The organism is Brucella sp. MAB-22, assembly GCF_025908475.1.
GTDB classification, from domain to species: Bacteria; Pseudomonadota; Alphaproteobacteria; order Rhizobiales; family Rhizobiaceae; genus Brucella; species Brucella anthropi.
Genome location: NZ_CP109782.1, coordinates 920,292 through 938,343, shown reverse-complemented (window position 1 = coordinate 938,343; position 18,052 = coordinate 920,292). Strand labels below are relative to the sequence as shown.

The following is an 18,052-nucleotide window of genomic DNA, read 5'->3' as shown; positions in this document are numbered from 1 at the left end:
AAGGGAACAGGCATGAAACTGAAAAGCATCATGGGACCACCGGCACTTGCCGCTCTTATGGCCTTTACGGCACTTGGTACGCTCTCAGCTTCCGCAACACAGACCGAATTACGGCTCGGTGCGGCAGCTGCTGATATTGGCAATCTCGATCCGCATTTTGCCGCCAGTACCTCTGACCGTACCCTTGTCGCATGGATATTCGGAGGGCTGGTCAGATTTGCGCCCGGCTCTACTGATCCGGCGACGATTGAAGGAGATCTTGCGGAGAGTTGGGAAGCAACAGACAATAATCTGGTCTGGACCTTCAAGCTGCGGCCCGGCGTGCAATGGCAACATGGCTATGGTGAAGTGACGGCCGACGACGTCGTTTTCAGTCTGCAAAAGGCGGCCGATCCGAAGCGCTCTGCATTCGCAACGGACTATAAGGCCGTCAAGAGCGTCGAGGCTGTAGACCCGCACACTGTGCGCATAACGCTTGCAAATCAAGTCCCGAGCTTGCTCGGTCTGGTGACCAACTATTCGGGTGGCTTTATCATCAGCAAGAAGGCGTACGAAGAGCGTGGAGAGGGTTTTACCCGCAATCCTGTCGGCTTTGGGCCTTTCCAGTTTGAATCAATCGAACCCGGCGTTGCGGTCCATTTTACCGCTCATGAAAAATACTTCCGTGGCAAGCCGAAGATCGAAAAGGTGACATATCGTTTCCTTAATGCAGCGGCAGGCCGTGATCTTGCCTTTACCGCAGGTGAAATCGATGTATCCGCCGGCAATGCCGATCGGCGCTGGTTGCAGCGGATGAAGGAAACGCCCGGCGCCAAGGTCGACATCTTCGATCCTGCCGAACTGACAGTGGTGCATATCAACCGCAACCAGAAACCTTTTGACGATATCAAGGTACGGCAGGCCGTTGCTTACGCGATCAATCCTGAACAGATCGCACAGTTTCGTGGGCCTGAATTCACGCGTGTTGCAAAGTCAGTCATTCCTTCAAACAATCTCGGGCTCAATCCCGATCCGGGCCTCATCCAGCCAGATGTGGAGAAGGCCAAAGCACTGCTAGCAGAAGCGGGGTATCCCAACGGTCTCACCGTCAAGATGATTTCAAGCCAGATGCCTAGCTATGCGACGACGGACCAGCTTTTGCAGGCGCAACTCGCCAAGGCTGGCATCAAGCTTGAGCTTGAACCGGTTGAGCACGCGACCTGGCATCAGATGATCCGCAAGGATTTAAGCCCGCTTGTTGATTACGGCGCGGCACGCTTCCCCGTTGCGGATACGTTTCTGACGCAGTTCTATCATTCCAGCAGCGCGATTGGGGCTCCGGGGCAAGTAACGAACTTCAGCCATTGCTCAGTCGCCGACAAGCAGATCGAGGCCGCTCGCACCGAGATTGATCCCAAAAAGCAGATGGAACTCTGGCAGGAAGCACAAAAGCTGATCGTCGCTGATGTTTGTGCTGTGCCGGTGACAGAAACGGCCCAGGTCTGGATCAGAAACGAGAAGCTTGACTGGGGCTTCGAGCTCAAGGGTTCGATGTCGCTGGGCCCGCTACTCACTGAACAAGCTCACTTCAAGGAATGATAAGAGCAATCGGGATGGTGCGATGCACTATCCCGAAATCTTTCAGGCACCAATATGACAAAGCTAACCTATCCTCGTTATTCCAATCTGTGCGGTTGGAATGCCATGCTCCCGCCGCGCCAGCAGCACGCTGCACTTAATCAAGACATTGCGGTCGATTACGCAATCGTCGGAGCCGGGTTTACCGGTTTCGCTATCGCACGTCGATTGCGTGAATTGGACCCTGACGCCAGTATCGCAGTAATTGAAGCGACGACGGTGGGGGAAGGTTCTTCCGCCCGAAACTCAGGTTTCACAGGGTCCGACGTGCTGCCGCGCAATGCCTCGATAGAAATGGCTGAAAAGGCACGTCTTCAGTCGAGCTTCTTCACCGAAGCTTTTGAATGGTTGATGCGGATCATCCGTGAAAATAATATTGATTGTGATATGCGGCAGGTGGGATCGATCCGCGGTGCAGCAACAGAACTCGGCGAAGCCTCTTTACGCAAAGTCGCCGAAGTAGCTCGCGTCAATAATATTGCTCATACTCTCCTGTCGCGCGAGGACATTAATCGTCGTATCGGGAGCGCGTATTATCGCTTCGGCATCCACATGCAGGATACTTGGTTGCTACAACCCGCGGCCCTGATCCGTGGTCTTGCCGATGCACTACCAAACGACATTGCGATCTATGAAAACACACCGGTTACAACGTTGACCAAGCGCGACGGCTGGGTTTTGGAGACGCCAGGTGGCGTTGTAAAATGTAAGAACGTGGCGCTGGCGACCAACGCATTCATCCGAAAGTTCGGCTATCTGAAATCACGTATGGCGACCATTTATACTTATGCTGCGGTGACTGAAGAAATTGCCGATAGCCGGGTTGATGAACTAGGCGAGTCCGAGGCATGGGGATTGTTGCCCTCGCATCGGCTTGGCACGACGTTGCGTCGCATTGGTCCTAACCGGATTATGGTGCGCAGTCTTTATGCGCATGAGGCCGAACTCGGTGAGCGCGAAGCTGTAAGCAAGCTCAGAGATCGTTTTGAACGCCGATGGCCTAATCTCAAAGATGTGCAGTTCGAATATTTGTGGGCTGGTACGACTGCGTTCACGATGAATGGGGCGCCGTGGTGGGGTCGCGTTGAGGACGGCCTCTATGCATCGGGTGGCTGCAATGGCAGTGGTATCGCGAAAGGTACAATGCTTGGGCGACACCTTGCCGAACTTATGCTGGGCAAGGGCGAGCATACAGCAATGTCTGGTGTAATGGGTACGGCAAGTTGGATTGTACCTGAGCCCTTCCGGTCAATTGGGTTCAATCTTATCTCAACACTGGAAAGCCGTAAGGCAGGTCTGGAAATGTGAAGCCAGAACAGGTTGACGGCGCTAACGACCGCCCTTGAACGTGTCCAATTAAATCCAACCGCACGTTCACGGTTCCGTTCGGGTCGTAAGAGCCTGGGACGGGTAGCCACGAAGAATCTTGACTGGCAATCAGGTGGTTGTGCCGACAGCTAATGATGCCCACTTCACTACATTCTTGGCTGGACCGGAGTCTGCTTCCGGTCCCTGTGCGGTCGTTTCAAATGGCACATATGATAATAATCACATTTTTCCATATGTCTGTTTTCAATGTTTGGACGTGTATCAAACTAGCGCCAATATGCTGGCGGCGTCCAATTGGCGGCCGAATTGTTGACGAGTGTACAGATCGACGTCGACATTTGGTTTGTGAAAAACAAAAGCTGTCTATTCATTATCCCCTCTCCGCCCCTCCGCTTCGCTTCCCGTAAAAATCACGAACTATTCACTGTGCTGTTCATCAATCGACGGTCTCAGGCCCTTCAGCGCTCGAAAACCAGCTTGGCGTTTCTCATCTAGATCCTGACCCGAACGTAGAGTCGGTTCTCCAAGACGCTTCATCCATTGAATCGTGGCGACTAAGGGCGAACCGGGATTTTCCAGGACGTCATGTGTCAAAATTCGAGCGTATATCCGATATCATTCCAAATTTAATTGAATGATGCCGCAGGAACTTTAGGGAGTTTTGAGGAAGAATGCTCGCACCGTTGCGCAAGAGGTTTGTAGCAACAGCAACACAGTTGCTAGGCTGTTGCTAGGCGAGAAACGCAAACAACCGCACAATCTATTCAGTCAAAATTTGCAAACAATTTCAAGGGGGTAAATGGTGGGCGATGAGAGACTCGAACTCCCGACATCTTCGGTGTAAACGAAGCGCTCTACCAACTGAGCTAATCGCCCGACTGTTTCGCCAAGTGTCTGGCCAGTCGCTGTGAGAGCCGTTTAGGCAATTCGCGCGACAAGCGCAAGTGCAAAAATCAGCATTCGGCGTCTTTCTTGTATTTTTCTACAGCCCTTTCCGTGTCTTCACCAACGGATAAGCCAACAAGAGAATAGCCAACCGAAAAACGCCGTGAAAAGGTCCAGTGCGATCGGCAATCTGGCGTCAACAATGTCACGAAAAGCAACTGAACTGGATTGTCGGGGCGGCGAGTATCACGCCGCCGCCTGAATAATTATCCGGCCAAGCGGTCGGGGGCACGGAGGATGGATGCGCCACCTGCTGCCTGTACGGCGAGGCTTCCATATTCGATACCGGCTGCAAGCGCCCGATATGCATCATGACCTTCTAGCCATGCATCGATGAAGCCGGCATTAAAAGCATCGCCTGCCCCGGTCGTATCGATAACCGGCACGTCCTTTGCCGCCATATGAAGGTCCGCATCGGCAGTGCGCAGCCACGCCCCTTCTCCACCGCCCTTGAGAGCCACGATTGGAAAGTGCTTCGCAAGCGCATTGAGCGCCTTTGCCGGATCATCGTGGCCAGTGATGGCCTGCGCCTCCTCGCGATTGGGAAGGAATATATCGACGCCCTCACAGGCCGCGAGCAAACCCGGATCGTAAATCAGCGCTTCATCCCAGCTGGGGTCGAGCGAGACTGAAAGGCCTGCCGCCTTTGCCTGCTGCACGAGCTCAGGGATTTCGTGCAGCGTTGCGAATTCAGCAATGTGCAGATGCCCCGCATCCTTCCATTGCAACGCGGCTTCGAGCGTCGAAGGCAACGCCGAACCGGCACGGCGCGAGAGGAATGCGCGGTCGTTGTCGATCACGCTTGCCACCGTCACCTGCGGCCCGGCATCGTCAGCCCGTTCCAGAAAGCGCAGATCGACACCGTCGATCTTCAGGTCCGGTTCAAGCCCGCGTGACAGGCCGTCAAAGCCGAGACGTGCGACCAGCGCCACCGCCCTACCCGCGTGGGCAAGATGGGCAGCCGAAATGAAGGCCCCTCCGCCTGCCGCCATCTTCATGTTTTCGGCAAAAACCTCTCGTCCGGGCTGCGGCAGTGATTGCAGCCCAGTGAAGATAAGGTCGCAGTAAATCCGCCCGATACTGAGGACAGCCGGAGACTTGAAATGCCGTTTGAATTGTTGCGGCATCATAGGCGGCCCAGACTTTTCTCGGTCTTGGCATTGAAGAGATACAGGCTTCCGGCAGGCGCCGACACGGAAAGCGTACCGCCCGTTGCGGGAATGATCTTGCCCGGAGCAGTTGCAATCACCGAGACGCCGTTAACGTCCAAATGAACCAGCGTTTCGGCGCCGAGCGGCTCAACGGCCGTCACAGTGCCCGTGAGCGAAAGGCCATCGGGTGTGCCTTCCTCAACTTTCAGATCATGCGGGCGGACGCCGACCAGAATGTCGCCATCAGGTGCAAGTTCCACGCCTGATCCATTGCGGCGACCCGCAATCAGGTTCATCGACGGGCTGCCGATGAAGCGCGCCGTAAAAACATCAATCGGGTTTTCATAAAGCTCGGTCGGCGTTCCGGTCTGGAGAATGCGACCGTCACGCATGACGACGATGCGGTCGGCCATGGTCATGGCTTCAACCTGGTCATGTGTCACGTAAACGGTCGTCGTCTTGAGACGCTGATGCAAGCGTTTGATTTCAATACGCATCTGCGCGCGAAGCTGGGCGTCGAGGTTCGACAGCGGCTCATCGAAAAGAAAAGCAGACGGATTGCGCACCATGGCGCGACCGATAGCGACGCGCTGGCGCTGACCACCGGACAATGCTGCCGGGCGACGGTCGAGATAAGGTTCCAGCCCGAGCGCCTTGCCGGTTTCCTCGATACGCTTGTCCTTCTCGGCCTTCGACAGTTTCGACGTGTAAAGCCCAAAGCCGATATTCTGGCGCACGGTCATATGCGGATAAATCGCATAGTTCTGGAACACCATGGCGATGTTGCGCTGCTTCGGATCACGTTCGTTGACGACCTCGCCGCCGATCTTCAGATGACCGCCGGAAATGTCCTCAAGCCCTGCGATCATGCGCAAAGTCGTGGACTTGCCACAGCCGGAGGGGCCGACAAAAACGACGAACTCGCCGTCCTTGATCTGGAGATCGATTGCCCGGACCGCCTCGACCTTGCCGTAACGCTTGACCAGCTTTTCAAGTTCGATGGTTGCCATCAGCGTGCCTCCACAAGTGCACTGAATTTTTCATTGAGTTCGCGGGCAGCCTTTGCTTCGGCGGCTGCATGGTCGAAAGCGACTGCCTTGAAGCGATCAGCTTCCGCCTTATGCCGCGCAAGTGCTGCATTCATCGCTGTCGGTGCCGGACCGCCGAGACGATCACGCACAGCCACGAAATGTTGCGGGGAGACCAGTTCCTCAAACTTTTCGCGCCCGAAGGATGGCTCGCGCCCGGCGGACTCGCGGAAAGCGTCAAGGAAAGGTTCAAACCCATCCTTCTCCAGACCGCCGCCCATGGCGACGACAGCGCGCGCAACCCTGGCTGCGATTTCATGCGCCTGCCGGAACGAAAGACCTTCGATGCGCACCAGCGAATCCGCCAGTTCCGTGATCGTGATGCAGGAGCGGCGGATATTTTCCGCCACACGGGCCGGATCGATACGGATCGCGCCGATGAATGCGGCCAAAAGATCGAGCACGCGACCAGCGGATGCGAATGCCTCATAACCCATCGCTTGAGTTTCGCCCTCACTGTCATTCATGTCGGTGAACGGCGTATTGTGCATCACGTCCAGAACAGTGCGGGCGCGACCCATGGTCTGGCTCGCCAGATGGCGCATATGTTCGATCGGAACCGGATTGCGCTTTTGCGGCATGATTGATGAAATCTGCACGAAGGCATTCGGCACGTAAATCTGGCCGACCTCGAAACTGGTCCAGAACTGGAAGTCCTGGATGAGGCGTCCCAGATGCACGAACATCAGCTCCAACGCCGAATAGGTCGAGGTGATGTAATCCACCGCTGCAATGCAGCTATAGGAATTCGGCAAGGGGGCAGCAAAGCCCAACAGGCTCGCCACTCGTGCGCGATCGATCGGGAAGCCTGAGGTGGTGATGGCCGCCGCCCCCATGGGTGACAGGTTGACGATGGCGCGCGCGGCTTCCATCCGTTCCATATCCCGGATGAGAACCTCGACTGCCGCCGAAAGATAGTGACCGAAGGTCGATGGCTGCGCAGGCTGACCATGCGTATAGGCGACGATCAGTGTCTCCTTTTCACGCTCGGCAGCAGCAATCATTGCATCAAGCAGATTGCGGGCCTGCGTCATCAGCGTATCGATACGATCCTTCAGACCAAGCTTGAACAGCGTGTGGTCAATATCGTTGCGTGAGCGCGCCGTGTGAAGGCGACCGGCAGTGTCGGCACCAATGCGCGCCTTTAGCTCCTTCTCGATGAGGAAGAAAAAGTCTTCCACCTCACCCGTATAGGTGAGCTTCGAAGGATCGATTTCCTTGTTGATAGCTTCCAGCGCACCCGCAATGGCCGCTGCCTGCGCACGGTCGAGAATGCCGGTTTCGGTCAGCATAACGAGATGGGCGCGGTCGATGCTGCGGAAGCCGTCGACATGATGGGTCTTGGCGCCGTCAAAAAGCGGGCGAAGCACGGTTTCCTTGTAAACCGGATCGGGGAAGACGCTTTTATCGGACAGCCGTGGATCGAGATCGGACATGGTTCAACCCTTGAGGCCAGCAAGCATGACACCGCGCACGATGTAACGCTGGAGAAGAAGAAAGACGACGAGCGTGGGAAGCGTGGCGATTGCCGCGCCGGTCATGATCATTTCCCACTGGATGGATTGCTCGACGGCGAAGCTCGAAAGCCCGACCGGCAGCGTGTAAAGCTCCGGGCTGGTCGCAACGATCAGCGGCCAGAAGAATGCGGTCCAGTTGCCGAGGAAGGTGAAGATCGCGAGCGCCGAGAGTGCTGGCGTCACCAGCGGCATGGCAACTTTCCACCAGATCTGGAATTCGTTGAGGCCGTCGACGCGGGCAGCTTCCAGAAAATCATTGGGAACGCCTTCGAAGAATTGCTTCATGAGGAACGTGCCGAAGGCCGTCATCATGCCGGGGAACATGATGCCCCAATAGCTGTCCAGCCAGCCAAGCTTGCTCGACATCAGATACCATGGGATCACCAGCATTTCGGTGGGGATCATCAGCGTGGACAGAATGGCGAGGAAGATGAAATAGCGACCGCGGAACTGGAATTTCGCCAGCGTATAGCCGACGAGACTGTCGAAGAAGACATTCGACAGCGTGACCACGACCGCAACGATCATGGAATTCAGGAACCAGCGCAGGAAGCGCCCATCGGCAAGGATAGTGACATAGTTCTGCAATGTCGGCTCTGCCGGGATCAGACGCAGATCGTAGACCTGCCCTGCCGTCTTGAGCGAGGTGGAGAACATGAAGGCCAGCGGCGTGACCATGATGAGGCCGCCGATAAGCAGCAGCGTCCATGTCAGGATGCGACCGGGCCGCAGGTTCTGGAACGGCAGTGGTTTGTTTTGAGCGGACGCTGTCATTTCTTTTCCCTCAGGATCCAGAGCTGCAACAGCGAGACGCAAAGCAGGATAGTGAAGAGAACGACGGTTTGCGCAGCCGCATAACCCATCGCATAGGAGGAGAAGGCCGTCTGATAGATCATCAGCACCAGCGGCTTGGTGGAGCCGAGCGGTCCGCCGGGATCGTTCGTGGTCATGTTGTAGACCTGATCGAAGATGCGCAGGAAACCGATGGACGAGAAGACGACGAGGAACACCGTGGTGGGCTTCAGAAGCGGGATCGTGATCTTGCGCAGGATCGCCCATTCACCGAGACCGTCAATGCGTGCAGCTTCATAGAAGGTGTTGGGAACAGCGCGCAGGCCAGCCATGAAGATAATGATCTGGAAGCCAAGACCCGCCCAGATGGACGTCGCCATGATGGCATAGAGACCCTGATCGACAGAGCGCAGGAAGCCTTGCTGCGGAAGCCCGACGGCGCTCAGAATATTGTTGATGAAGCCGATGGGAGCAGGTTGATAGAACCAGCGCCAGACCCATGCCATGGCCGCTGCCGTGGTGAGATAGGGCAGGAAATAGAGCGCCCGAATGAAGCCGTGCATGATGCGCACACGATCCAGAAAATAGGCGATTACGAACGCCACCACGAGGCTGATCGGTGTGCCGACCAGCAGATAGGTGAAAGTGTTCCTGAACACTTTCCAGAATTCCGGATCGGCAAAGAGCTTCTGGTAATTGGCGAAGCCGATGAACTTTGGCGGGTTCATCAGGTCCCAGTCCGTGAGAGACAGCCAGAAAGCCTCCAGCGTCGGGTAAAAGCGGATGACCGAATAGAACAGGATCGGGAGAGCCAGAAAGCTCCACACCCAGATCAACCGTCTCGTGCGCATGGAAAGGCGATCCGTCAGGCGGTTGCCCGAAGGCCCCTTCCCCGTGCCGCCTGTTTCAGCCGTCCCGGCTACAGACATTGTCATGTTTCAAGATCCTTCGGCTACGGATTAGCCGTGCCGCGAGAAGAGCGGCGAGGCCCTGCCCCGCCGCATTTCAAGCCTGTTACTTGGCGGCGTCGAGCACATCCTGCTCGGCCTTGGCTGCCTGATCGAGAGATTCCTTGACCGGCTGCTTTTCGAGAATAACGCGATTGGCCATATCGACAGCGATCTGGCGCTGCTTCAGCTCGTCCACGAACATGGTCGTGTGCGCATATTCCAGACCCTTCAGGAACGGGCCGTAGATCGGATCGGCAAGGTTCGTTTCCGTCAGGGCTGCCGAACGGCGTGCAGGCAGTTCGCCCACATCCTTCAGCCAGATTTCCATGGCTTCCGGCGAGGAGATGTAGTTCAGGAACTTCTTGGCAGCTTCAAGTTTCTCGCCGCTTGCCTTGGCGCTAATGCCGTTGGCGAAGTAGCTCGCATAGTTGGAACGCACGCCTTCGGCATTGGCCGGAAGCTCGGTCACGCCCCATTCGAAGTCCTTGATGGTGCGGAACGAACCGAGACGGAAGGTGCCGTCGATGGTCATGGCCGCCATGCCAGCGCGGAAAGCAGCCTGCCCTTCATCCATGAACTTGACTTCGCCGACCTTATGTTCGGTCTGGAGGCCAGTATAGAAGGCAAGCGCCTTTTCACCGGCGGCGTCGTTATAAGCAACCTTGCGGTCATTGTCGGTATATGGCTGGCCGCCGAACTGGCGCACCAGAACTTCACGCCACCAATGCTGGTCCTGTCCCGGCATATCGAGCGTGATGCCTTCGGCCAGAAGATTGCCGGAAGCGTCGCGCTTCGTCGTCTTCTTGGCAGCTTCGACCATTTCATCCAGCGTCTTGGGCGGATTGTTCGGGTCGAGGCCAGCGTCGGTGAAGAGCTTCTTGTTGTAGAACAGGGCCAGCGAGCGCACAGCAGTCGGCAGACCGTAATACTCATCGCCGCGCTTCATCGCCGAAACAATCGGGAAGAATTCGCTCTCAATCTTGTCATGCGGGAACGTGTCCTGCGGCAGCGGCTGCAGAATGCCGCCAGCCACGAACTTGTCCAGCCAGCCGTAGAAAAGCTGCATCACGTCCGGGCTCTTGCCCGCCATCTTCGCTGCGATTACGCGCGTCTGATAGTCGTCGTACGGGAACGTGACCTGCTTGACCTTGATGTCCGGATTGGCCTTCTCGAAATTCTCGATCAGCTTGTCCATCGCCTTGACGCGTGTCTCGAAGACATACTGCCAATATTCGATTTCGACAGCCTGAGCGGCATTGATCGCAAAGGTGCTGAGCCCCGCAACCAAACCTGCCAATAACAGCTTACGCATTTAAACCTCCCTAATGCCCCGCCCACCGGTTCGAATGCGGTCGCCAGGCACGGCCGCGGCAGTGCTTCGCACAATCCGCATATTCCACCACATGCCGCGCAGATGATGCGCAGCGCCCATTTTTCCTCATGCAGGAACCCACTTCCCCGACATGAGCCAAGGCGGTTCTTCACCACCCTGCCCTTACGGTTCAATGTTGCGAGCGTTTTGTCAATAAGATAATTTAGTTGAATTAATATATTGCTGTTAAAAGCGGCTCGCGTTATCTCTTTTGACGGGAGACAGGAGGGACCATGACATCGAAATCAGATGGGCAATCCGAAGACGGGCGGGCCAATACGCCTGCCGCCGTACAAGGTGGGTCGCTTGCGGTCACTCTCGGCAAGAATCCCGAGCGAATTCGTGACCATAACCGACGTGTAGTGCTTGATGTCGTGCGCCGCCACGGTCCTCTCGGCCGGATGCATATCGCCCGCCTTACGCATCTGACCGCACAGGCCATCGCCAATATCGTCGATGAGCTGGTTTCAGAGAATCTGCTCATGCAGCTGGGGCGACTGAAAACGGGGCGCGGCCAGCCGCCGATCCAGTTTGCCGTCAACCCCGAAGGCGCGATGACCATCGGTGTGGAAATGGGTTCGACGCATATGGTGACGACGGTGCTTGATCTTTCCGGCAAGCCGCGCACGCAGCATGTGCGCCCCATTCAGGATGTCAGCCCCGACAGGCTCTCCACACAATTGCGAAAAGAAGTCGATGCGGTGAAGACTTCGTTTCCCGCGCGCCTGCTTGGAATAGGTGTCGTGATGCCAGGTCCGTTCGACATCGAAGGCATGAGTTCTGTCGGTCCGACCACCCTGCCCGGCTGGTCCGGGATCGATGCAGCGGCGGTTCTGAGCGAAGCCTGCGGCGAATCCGTTCTGGTCGAAAACGACGCGAATGCCGCCGCCGTCGGCGAACGCCTGTTCGGCGCAGGACACGCGATTTCCAATTTCGCCATGATTTATTTCGGTGCCGGTATCGGGCTTGGCATGATTCAGGACGGCGCACCGTTTCGCGGCGCTTTCGGCAATGCCGGTGAAATCGGTCATATCGTCATCACGCCTAATGGGCGCAGCTGCGCCTGCGGCCAGAAGGGCTGCCTCGAAACCTATGCCTCCCTTCATACCTTGCGGGAAAAACTTCACGCAGCAGGGATTGAGGACACCGATTTCGACGCGCTGGAAAAGCTGCATGGAAACCGCAACCCAGTTCTGATGGGCTGGGTACAGGAGGCCGCCGACCATCTGGCTCCGATGATTGCCATGATCGAAAACATTCTCGATCCCGAGACGATCATTCTGGGCGGCATGTTGCCCGATGCGATCATCGACGACCTGATCTGGCATATGGGTGGCTTGCCGATTTCGGTTGCTAGCCGCCGCGCCCGTGCGTTGCCACGGGTCATCCGAGGGCAGACGGGACAGTTCACCGCCGCCCTGGGTGCTGCATCACTGCCGATGTTCGAGGCCATGACGCCGAAGCTTGATACCAATTCGGAAATCTGACCATGCTCACCGCCCTTCAGCGCATCGAGCGCCAGAAGTCGTCTCCTGCCCTCGTCCGTCTGCATCGCGCTCTAAGCAGGCTGCGCTCGACTGTCACGCTGATGCATACGGGTGCGCACCCTGACGATGAGCAGAGCGGCCTGATGGCCTATTTGCGGTTCGGACTTGGTATGCGGGTGGTGATCGCCTGTTCGACACGCGGCGAAGGCGGGCAAAATGCGCTTGGCCCGGAACGTGGTGGTGCGCTCGGCGTGATCCGCAGCCGTGAGATGGAAGAAGCTGCACGCATTCTCGATTGTGACGTGCATTGGCTCGGCCATGGTCCAGACGATTCCGTCCACGACTTCGGTTTCTCCAAGGATGGTGACGGTACCTTTGCCCACTGGGGTGAGAAGAAAACCGTCGAGCGGCTCGTACGCGCCTATCGCACCGAGCGTCCGGATATCGTGCTGCCGACCTTTCTTGATGTTCCCGGCCAGCATGGCCACCACCGCGCCATGACGCGGGCGGCGGAAACGGCCATACGGCTCGCCGCCGATCCCGATGCCTTTCCCGAACATTTTGCCGAGGGATTGATGCCGTGGCAGGTGGCAAAATTCTATCTCCCTGCCTGGTCAGGCGGCGGCGACACCTATGATGACGAGCTTCCTCCGCCCGATACGACATTGACCGTTCACGCGGCGGGTCGCGACGCTGCGACCGGTGCCGATTACGACCGTATCGGTGAATGGTCGCGTGCCTGTCACGCCACGCAAGGCATGGGGCGCTGGCCGGAAACGCCCAAGAGCGAATGGCCGCTGCATCTGAAACTGCCGGAAAGCTGTGCTGAAACAACAATTCTTGAAGGTATTCCGGAATCTCTCGCAACACTGGCTGAGGTCGATGGACTGACACTTGAAACCCGGAAGCAGCTTCTTGACGCTCATTTGTCTGTCGAGCGGACTATTGCGGCTTTTCCTGAGCGCGAAACCATTGTCAAAAATCTTATCGGTGCTGCGAAAAGCCTGAAAACTGTACTGACCAGCGCACCGCAAGGTTTCCTCGTGCAGCACGGGCACAGGCTGGAACGCAAGCAGTGGGAAATCGACGCCATCTTGATCGAAGCAGCGTCTTTGTTCGAGCGGGCTTATCTGGAAGAAGCCATATTGCCTACAGGTGGAGAAACCCGCCTTGTTGTCGAATACGGCCCCGGAGCGACGGCAGTCGCAATAACAGCCGACCCCATATTGCCAGAAAGCTGTTCGACCGCTTGCGAGTACGTGACGCCCGAGAGGGAAATTCTGGCTGTGTCACTGGCAAAGGAGGCAGCACTTTCCCCGCTTTTTGAACCGGCTTGGCGGTCACTCGGCGGCAACGGACAGGCCTATATCCGGTTAAAGGCGCAGTTTGACGATCACCTGGCAGAGTGCAGCTTCGATCTCGAAGAAGCACTTGCCATTGTTCCATCTGCCTCGTTAAGGATTGATCCGCCAGCAGTCATCATATCGGGCAAGCAGGATCCCTCGCCGATCCGGCTTGTGGTCGATGGCGAGACCGGCCAAGTCACATTCACAGCGCAAAACGGTTGGAGCGCCGGTATAATCGGACAGGATGCCGTTCTACGTGGGTCTTCCGATCCAGAGCCCGGTTTGACTGCGCTACAGGCCACGATCAACGGACGTGTTGCATGGCAGACACACGTCGCCAGCTATCCGCATATCGGTAAAACCGTCTGGCGTGAACCTGCCGTGCTGCCTGTATTGGCCCTCGACGTGAAATTGCCCGATGCGCGTATCGGCTATATCGGCGCTGGGGCAGACAACGTTGGTCTTTGGCTGAAACGCATGGGATTTGATGTCACCGATGTCGAAGCACGCCATCTTTCCGGCGATCTTTCGCAATTCACCACCATCGTGGTCGGTATATTCGCCTTCGGCCTGCACGCTGATCTCGCCGCAGCAACGGACAATCTGCATCGATTCGTCGAGGATGGCGGACATCTGGTGACCCTCTATCACCGGCCATCCGATGGCTGGCATCCGGATCGGACACCACCGCGAAGATTAGCCATCGGTTCCCCGTCATTGCGCTGGCGCGTTACGAATCCCCATGCCGCAGTTACAGTTCTCGATCCAGAGCATCCCTTGCTCGTCGGCCCCAATATTATCAGCGAACGTGACTGGAATGGATGGCACAAGGAACGCGGGCTTTATTTCGCTTCCGCATGGGATGAGGTCTACCAACCGCTTCTTTCCATGCATGATGAGGGAGAACAGCCGCTCTTCGGTTCGCTTGTTTCAGCAAAGATCGGCAAGGGCCGCCATACCCATACGAGCCTGGTCCTGCATCATCAGCTCGACAAGCTTGTTCCCGGTGCATTCCGGCTCATCGCCAATCTGGTACAACCTGCGGGATAGTTTCGCTCATGTCTGTTTCTTGAAATATTCATGACATCGAAGCTATCTTGGATGGAAAGTATTTCCTTTATATTTCATTTCACTAATTAATTTTTCTTGAGTTCCCTTCGTCGGGAAATTCGCTCTATCTCAACGTGTATTTGACTCATGGAGATGAATTATCATGCGCAATCTGGTACGTGTTTCTTTGACCGGTCTTTTCCTCGGTGCAAATCTTACAATGGCCTTCGCACAGGCAACGCCTGAACAGATGGAAATGGCTTATAATGCCGCCCGCAACCAGCTTGGCGTACTCCAGTACTGCCAGGAAAAGGGTTATACCGATGGCGGAGCCATCGAAATCCAGACAAAGATGATTGCGCTTATCCCTGCCCCATCCGACACGAGCAAGGCCGAGGCTGCTGAGGCAACCGGCAAACAGGGCAAGGTCTCTGCGATGGGTATGGAACAGGATATTGCCACCAGCGCAAAAGCACAGAATGTCTCCGAGGAGAAGCTCTGCCAGACCATGGCTGATGCCGTTAAGCAGGCTGGCGCCCAGCTGCCGCAGTAAGGCAGATCACAGCCTCCAAGAAAAAGAGAGCCTCGCGCAAGCGGGGCTTTTACTTGCCTGAAGATTTATATTCGACATCGCTTAAATACAACGTACGGCGCTATTGCAGTTTTCGTTTTTAATTCAGCACTTTATTAATCATATGCGATACTCACCTTCCGTTTACCATGCAACTTAAGAGGGTGCACATATTTGCCGGGTAGTTTGCTCTCAGGTCACAGAGACCACTAAACAAGCAAGAATGATCTCAGGAGCAACACATGACCAAGCTTATTGCACGCTTTCGTAAAAGCGAATCCGGCGCTACCGCCATCGAATACGGCCTCATCGCGGCTTTGATTGCTGTCGTCATCATCGGTGCAACGACGTCTCTCGGCACCACCATCCGCACCCAGTTCACTGCCATTGCGACCGCTATTGGTGGTGCTGGCGGCAACTAATAGGCTCTGCAAACGCGACAATAATGCCACCGCCCTTCGGGGCGGTTTTGCTTTTTGCGGAGACGTTCTGCCTTCTCAACAGCAACTTTTGAAATCCCCACGCGTTTACTAAGTATGTGTGGAACATATTTCACGGCCTTATGCGGAGGTTTGATCACAGCTAACCAAGCTAACGCTCTGCAATCTTTATTGATTATGGGCTTCAGATAGAAACGCGCATAATCCCTCTAAATAGTGGTTCGCCGCGTGGTTATTGCGTATTCCAGCGCTGGCCCCGGCTTTTCGGGAGTAGCGAACATGTCATTGAAATCCATTTTACTGGCGCTCGGCATCGGCGCCGCCAGTCTGACGCTCAGCGGTTGTGTTTCCGAGGGCTATTACGGCTCTGGCTATTCTGATCCGTATTATGTTCGCGGCGGTTATGTCGGCACGGGGGTCGTTTACAATAGTGGCAGCTATTATCGGAACTACCCACGTTATCCACGCTACTATAGAGATTCACGCTACTATCGTGACCGTGATTACTACCGCTATCGCGACCGGGACCGTCCACGTCGTCCTGACACCAACAGACCGGATCGCCCGCGTCCACCGCGGCCGGACCGTCCGCCATCAGGCAACGATGGTGCAGGTCGTCCGAATCCGGGCAATCTGCCAGTTATCCAGCCGATCAGGCGTGGTCCGCATAACTAAAACAAAAACACCCGCCGAAATCCGGCGGGTGTTTTGCATAGAAGGAACCAATGTCAGATCTTGATGACATATTCCTTGCGGGTGGTCTCGATGACTTCCCAGCTTCCCTTGAACCCCGGTCGGATGACAAAACTGTCGCCTGCAACGACTTCGCGGCTTTCGCCACCCTCTTCGCAGATGACCGACCGGCCGGACAGGATGTGACAGAACTCCCATTCATCATATTCGATGCGCCACTTTCCTGGCGTGCTCTCCCATATGCCAGCAAAGAGCGTGCTCTCGGTATTCTCCTCCAAATTCCATGTGCGGAATTTCGGGGCACCGGAAAGAACGCGCTCCGGTAGCGGCGCGCCTTCCTCCGGTTCGATGCCGGTCAGGTCGAAATCGAGAAACCGGCTCATGGATCAGACCTTTGCCAGCGCCTGCTCGATATCGGCAATAATATCGTCCGCATCCTCGATACCGATAGACAGGCGCACCACGTCCGGGCCAGCGCCAGCCGCCACCTTCTGCTCATCACTCAGCTGACGGTGGGTGGTGGATGCCGGGTGGATGACCAGCGAGCGCGTGTCGCCAATATTGGCCAGCAGCGAGAACAGGTCGAGGCTGTCGACGAACTTTACGCCCGCGTCGTAACCGCCCTTGAGACCGAAGGTAAACACCGAACCGGCACCCTTTGGTGCATATTTCTGCTGGAGCGCATGAAATTTGTCATGCGGCAGCCCGGCATAGTTCACCCAAGACACTTTCTCGTGGCCATGCAGCCAGGATGCGACCTTCAGAGCATTGTCGCTGTGACGCTGCATGCGCAGCGGCAGGGTTTCCGCACCAGTGAGGATCTGGAACGCATTGAACGGCGAAATGGCCGGGCCGAAATCGCGCAGACCCAGCACTCGGGCCGCGATTGCAAAGGAAATATTGCCAAAGGTCTTGTGCAGTTCCAGACCCGCATAATCCGGGCGCGGTTCAGTCAGAAGCGGATAGTTGCCGGACTTCGCCCAGTCGAATGTACCGCCATCGACCAGAATACCACCCATGGAATTGCCGTGACCACCGATAAACTTGGTCAGCGAGTGAACGACGATATCCGCACCATGTTCGATCGGGCGCACCAGATAAGGCGATGCAAGCGTGTTGTCCACGATCAGTGGCAGGCCGTTTCTGTGCGCAATTTCGGCGATAGCCTCGATGTCCACCACGATGCCGCCCGGATTGGCGAAGCTTTCGATAAATATGGCACGTGTCTTGCTGTCGATCTGCTTTGCAAAATCGGTCGGGTTGGTGGCATCGGCCCAGCGGACCTGCCAGCCGAAGGACTTGAACGACTGACCGAACTGATTGATCGATCCGCCGTAAAGCTGGCGCGCGGCGACGAAATTGTCGCCCGGCTGAAGCAACGTATGGAAAACAAGCAACTGCGCTGCGTGACCGGATGCAGTCGCTACAGCCGCCGTACCGCCTTCGAGTGCGGCAATGCGCTCTTCCAGAACTGCGGTCGTCGGATTTGTGATGCGCGTATAGATATTGCCGAACGCCTGCAGGCCGAACAATGAAGCTGCGTGGTCCGCATCTTCAAACACGAACGAGGTCGTCTGATAGATCGGCGTTGCACGGGCACCTGTCGTCGGATCGGGCTTTGCCCCTGCGTGAACGGCAAGTGTTTCAATTCCGGGAGAGCGTTTCGACATCATATCCTCCTATGTCCCAAACCCCAAACAGGTC

At 56.4% G+C, this 18,052-nt stretch carries 15 protein-coding genes and 1 tRNA gene; 7 read left to right on the top strand and 9 right to left on the bottom strand.

What is annotated here, in order from left to right; genetic code table 11:
* Nucleotides 1–12: 12 nt before the first annotated feature.
* Both OHI65_RS14015 and OHI65_RS14010 read left to right on the top strand, forming a co-directional pair.
* Nucleotides 13–1,578: an ABC transporter substrate-binding protein gene (locus OHI65_RS14015; protein ID WP_012092305.1), complete on the top strand. Its 1,566-nt coding sequence runs from the start codon at nucleotides 13–15 to the stop codon at nucleotides 1,576–1,578.
* 54 nt (nucleotides 1,579–1,632) lie between these two features.
* Nucleotides 1,633–2,925, top strand: a complete 1,293-nt coding sequence (locus OHI65_RS14010) for an NAD(P)/FAD-dependent oxidoreductase (protein WP_264359060.1) — start codon at nucleotides 1,633–1,635, stop codon at nucleotides 2,923–2,925.
* Between the two features lie 821 nt (nucleotides 2,926–3,746).
* Here OHI65_RS14010 and OHI65_RS14005 read toward each other — a convergent pair.
* The 7 genes from OHI65_RS14005 to OHI65_RS13975 form a co-directional block, all read right to left on the bottom strand.
* A tRNA-Val gene (locus OHI65_RS14005) sits at nucleotides 3,747–3,822 on the bottom strand.
* Nucleotides 3,823–4,097: 275 nt separating this feature from the next.
* Entirely contained in the window at nucleotides 4,098–5,021 is a 924-nt protein-coding gene (locus OHI65_RS14000; RefSeq protein ID WP_125334927.1) for a carbohydrate kinase family protein, read from the bottom strand.
* Nucleotides 5,018–6,052, bottom strand: coding sequence for an ABC transporter ATP-binding protein (locus OHI65_RS13995; RefSeq protein WP_125334929.1), 1,035 nt, complete (start codon nucleotides 6,050–6,052; stop codon nucleotides 5,018–5,020). Before OHI65_RS13995 ends, OHI65_RS14000 begins: the two co-directional genes overlap by 4 nt.
* Complete coding sequence (argH, locus tag OHI65_RS13990; RefSeq protein WP_264359059.1) at nucleotides 6,052–7,566, bottom strand: argininosuccinate lyase; 1,515 nt, start codon at nucleotides 7,564–7,566, stop codon at nucleotides 6,052–6,054. The genes OHI65_RS13995 and argH overlap by 1 nt, the downstream gene beginning before the upstream one ends.
* 3 nt (nucleotides 7,567–7,569) lie before the next feature.
* Nucleotides 7,570–8,421: a carbohydrate ABC transporter permease gene (locus OHI65_RS13985; protein ID WP_010661134.1), complete on the bottom strand. Its 852-nt coding sequence runs from the start codon at nucleotides 8,419–8,421 to the stop codon at nucleotides 7,570–7,572.
* Entirely contained in the window at nucleotides 8,418–9,368 is a 951-nt protein-coding gene (locus OHI65_RS13980) for a carbohydrate ABC transporter permease (RefSeq protein WP_413541934.1), read from the bottom strand. The genes OHI65_RS13985 and OHI65_RS13980 overlap by 4 nt, the downstream gene beginning before the upstream one ends.
* 85 nt (nucleotides 9,369–9,453) lie before the next feature.
* Entirely contained in the window at nucleotides 9,454–10,701 is a 1,248-nt protein-coding gene (locus tag OHI65_RS13975) for an extracellular solute-binding protein (protein ID WP_010661132.1), read from the bottom strand.
* A gap of 293 nt (nucleotides 10,702–10,994) precedes the next feature.
* Between OHI65_RS13975 and OHI65_RS13970 the strand changes: the two genes are divergently transcribed.
* From OHI65_RS13970 to OHI65_RS13950, 5 genes are all read left to right on the top strand, one after another.
* Nucleotides 10,995–12,248: an ROK family protein gene (locus OHI65_RS13970; RefSeq protein ID WP_029925059.1), complete on the top strand. Its 1,254-nt coding sequence runs from the start codon at nucleotides 10,995–10,997 to the stop codon at nucleotides 12,246–12,248.
* A 2-nt stretch (nucleotides 12,249–12,250) separates the two neighbouring features.
* On the top strand, nucleotides 12,251–14,644 hold the full coding sequence (locus tag OHI65_RS13965; protein WP_264359057.1) for a PIG-L family deacetylase: 2,394 nt from the start codon (nucleotides 12,251–12,253) through the stop codon (nucleotides 14,642–14,644).
* 163 nt (nucleotides 14,645–14,807) lie between these two features.
* Nucleotides 14,808–15,197, top strand: a complete 390-nt coding sequence (locus tag OHI65_RS13960; RefSeq protein ID WP_061347410.1) for a pore-forming ESAT-6 family protein — start codon at nucleotides 14,808–14,810, stop codon at nucleotides 15,195–15,197.
* A gap of 260 nt (nucleotides 15,198–15,457) precedes the next feature.
* Nucleotides 15,458–15,637: a Flp family type IVb pilin gene (locus tag OHI65_RS13955; protein ID WP_012092314.1), complete on the top strand. Its 180-nt coding sequence runs from the start codon at nucleotides 15,458–15,460 to the stop codon at nucleotides 15,635–15,637.
* 297 nt (nucleotides 15,638–15,934) lie between these two features.
* Entirely contained in the window at nucleotides 15,935–16,330 is a 396-nt protein-coding gene (locus OHI65_RS13950) for a hypothetical protein (RefSeq protein WP_264359056.1), read from the top strand.
* Between the two features lie 53 nt (nucleotides 16,331–16,383).
* Here the strand turns inward: OHI65_RS13950 and OHI65_RS13945 are convergent, their stop codons facing one another.
* Nucleotides 16,384–16,731, bottom strand: a complete 348-nt coding sequence (locus tag OHI65_RS13945) for a cupin domain-containing protein (protein ID WP_264359055.1) — start codon at nucleotides 16,729–16,731, stop codon at nucleotides 16,384–16,386.
* 3 nt (nucleotides 16,732–16,734) lie between these two features.
* A complete protein-coding gene (locus OHI65_RS13940) occupies nucleotides 16,735–18,018 on the bottom strand; it encodes an O-acetylhomoserine aminocarboxypropyltransferase (protein ID WP_264359168.1) in 1,284 nt (427 codons plus the stop codon).
* Between the last annotated feature and the right edge of the window lie 34 nt (nucleotides 18,019–18,052).